General features: G+C 33.1%; 1 protein-coding gene. It reads left to right on the forward strand.

The window, feature by feature from the left end; genetic code table 11:
* The first annotated feature begins 97 nt into the window (after positions 1-97).
* Complete coding sequence (locus EQ827_RS08215) at positions 98-2,572, forward strand: glycoside hydrolase family 2 protein (protein ID WP_181190504.1); 2,475 nt, start codon at positions 98-100, stop codon at positions 2,570-2,572.
* The last annotated feature ends 681 nt before the right edge of the window (positions 2,573-3,253 follow it).

The following is a 3,253-nucleotide window of genomic DNA, read 5'->3' on the forward strand; positions in this document are numbered from 1 at the left end:
GAAATGCATAGAGAATTCCGTTTTTTGAAGCTAGTGGAAATTTTTTAATAACCCTATAATGTAATCGTGAACAAGATTACTATAAGGAGTTTTAGATATGAAACAGACTAATTGGAATCAAGACTGGTTCTTTTGGGAAGATAAAAACTCATTTGCATTATTATGGAATATACCGGAAAATGCTCAAAAGATAAATTTGCCTCATGATGCTATGTTACAAAGGGCAGCTAATGCCCAAAGCCCTAATGGAGGTAATACAGGTTTTCGTGATGGCGGCACTTATGTTTATGTTAAAAACTTGACTATCTCATCTCAAGAGGCTGACAAAGTATTTCTCTTGAAGTTTGAAGGATCATATATGAATACTTTTGTTTATGTTAACGGGCAGCTTGCAGCCAAGCGCCCATATGGGTATTCTACTTTTTATGTGCCACTCAATGATTTTTTAAACTATGATACAGTTAATGAAATACGTGTTCAAATTAAGGCTGGAGCAATGCCTAATAGTCGTTGGTATTCAGGAGCGGGACTAATTCGTGACGTCTATTTTTTGGAAGGATCACAAATTTATCTGCAGCCTGATTATCCACAAATTCAAATTTTGCAGGCACAGGAAGAATTAGCTAGTATTAATGTTACTACTATTATTAAAAATAAATTGTTAAAATCAACATCTCTATTACAATTACAAACTTTAATTTATGATGATCAAGATCAATTAATCATCGATGAAACAGCTCCCTTGACTATTACTGGAATTAATCAGAGAAAACTAGTACAAAAACTAACTTGGGATAATCCTCAATTATGGGATGAACATTCGCCACATTTGTACCGCTGTGTTCTCCGCTTATTTAATCAGGATCAAGAATTAATTGACCATACTGAAACTATTTTTGGCGTTCGTGCTTTGACATTGGATCCAAAAAATGGTTTGCGAGTTAATGGTCAAAAAATCAAGTTACGTGGAGCTTGTATTCATCATGATAGTGGGTTATTAGGAGCAGCAACTTACGATATAGCTGCTTATCGACAAGTTAAATTATTAAAGCAGGCTGGTTTTAATGCTGTAAGAATGGCTCATCAACCGGCTGCTCCAGCTTTATTACGAGCTTGTGATGAATTGGGCATGTATGTAATGGATGAAACCTTTGATATGTGGAATCGCAGTAAGTCCGATTATGATTATAGTTTGTATTTTCAAGAATGGTGGCCTAAAGATGTTCAATCTATGATATTTAAAGACTTTAATCATCCTAGTGTAATTATGTATTCGATAGGTAATGAAATCCCTGAAATAGCTACCAATCAAGGTATTGATCTCAGTGCCAAGATTAGTCAATTCATTCATCAATTAGATCCCAGTCGCTATACCTTAGCAGCAGTAAATGGTTTATTTTCTGTAGGTAATGACTTAGTAGGAATTGTTAATGATGTTGTAAAAGAGCAAAAGGGTTCTCAAGAAGACGGTAATGTCAACGATTTTATGACTGCCATGAATCAATATTTAGATCAAATTATTGTAAATTCAAAAATTACAAAGCGTCTAAATCAAGTATTTACCACGACTGATATTGCTGGGTATAATTATATGACTGCGCGTTATGAAGATGATATCAAAAAGTACTCTCAAAGAATAATTGTCGGTACAGAAACCTATCCTCCACAAATTTCTCGCAATTGGCCACTTGTGCAAAAGCATTCACAAATCATTGGTGATTTTACTTGGACCGGTTGGGATTATATTGGTGAAGCTGGGGTTGGTATTCCAGGTTATCAACCCGGCGAAGGGGGCTTTGGTGCTCAATATCCAGCTCAATTAGCTTATGTTGGCGATATTGATATTATTGGTCATCGGCGTCCATTATCGTATTATCGCGAGATTATTTTTGGATTGCGCAATAAACCTTATATCGCTGTTCAAAATCCGCACCATTATGGCAAAGAATTATTAAAAACACCTTGGATGCTTAGTGATACAGTTCATAGTTGGAGTTGGGATGTCCCTGAAAATTCACCAATTAAGGTAGAAGTTTACAGTGCCGGTTCAGAAGTCGAGTTATTATTGAATGACAAAATTATTGCTAAAAAATCCGTAGGCCCTGATCATCGGACTTTATTCGATTTAAAATATATTCCTGGTAAATTAACAGCCATTTCTTATAAAAATGGGCAAGAAATTGGGCGCCAAGATTTGGAAACCGCTAATAGTAATCAATTGCAAATACGATTGCAAAAAGTTGATTATTCAGAAGAAATGAAACAAAAAATTAGTTATCAACATCAGATAATTAATGGTCAGCTGGTGTTTGTGGCAGTCGAACTAGTTGATATAGATGGTAATTTGATTACTGACAATGATCAAGTACTAAAAATTAAATTGAGTTCCGGTAAAGGTGCGGTTATTGGTTTTGGCAGTGGCAACCCTAAGCCTTTGAATAACTTTAATCAATTATCTACTAAAACATTTAATGGACATGCTTTGGCTATAATTAAAAGACAAAGCAATCAGCCACTTACTATTACAGTGACATCCCCAGTTAATAGCCAAGAGACAATGATACTTGACTGAAAATTCTTAATCAAGTTTTATTGAGCCATGTCAATAAGTGTTGAGATGTTTTTTATCTTCCAGTTAGATCAAATAGGTCTAACTGGTTTTTTATTGCTAAATTAATATTTTTTGTCAAATTATCAGATTAATGTTACTCTGGATTGTAATTGTGAGATTTTGTAATCAAGAGTTTTGATATTCATCAGTTAAAGAAACTTTTTGTAGGAACATTATGATGGTAACCATTATTGCCTAAAACTATCTTCAGATCTTTAATTTACTTTATATATAAAGATTTTGTCATTCTTGTTTATAAGATATTATATTGAGAATCTTTATAATTATGATTAATCACTGAAATATTATTGCTTGGTCCAATTTTGTAGAAGTACTGTTTAATAAGAGCTTTTAGAAAATGTGGTTGCCGAATGTTTATGCTAGTTGGTGGTGTAGATCTCTGTTATTATTTTTAATACACTCGTAATTTTTAAAATTTATGCTATATATTTTGAATGAAATAACTTTAACTAAAAATTGTAATTAAAAATAAATCAACAAAAATAGCCAGTTAATATTCTTAGATTTTAAGAATATTAACTGGCTATTATTAATATGTTAAATAAACCACAAGTTTTACTTGTGGGGGACAGAAGAGCTTTAGCGAGAAAAACTTCCTTTCGATATAATAGTTTTCGGCCA

The organism is Bombilactobacillus bombi, from assembly GCF_013607485.1.
GTDB lineage: Bacteria > Bacillota > Bacilli > Lactobacillales > Lactobacillaceae > Bombilactobacillus > Bombilactobacillus bombi_A.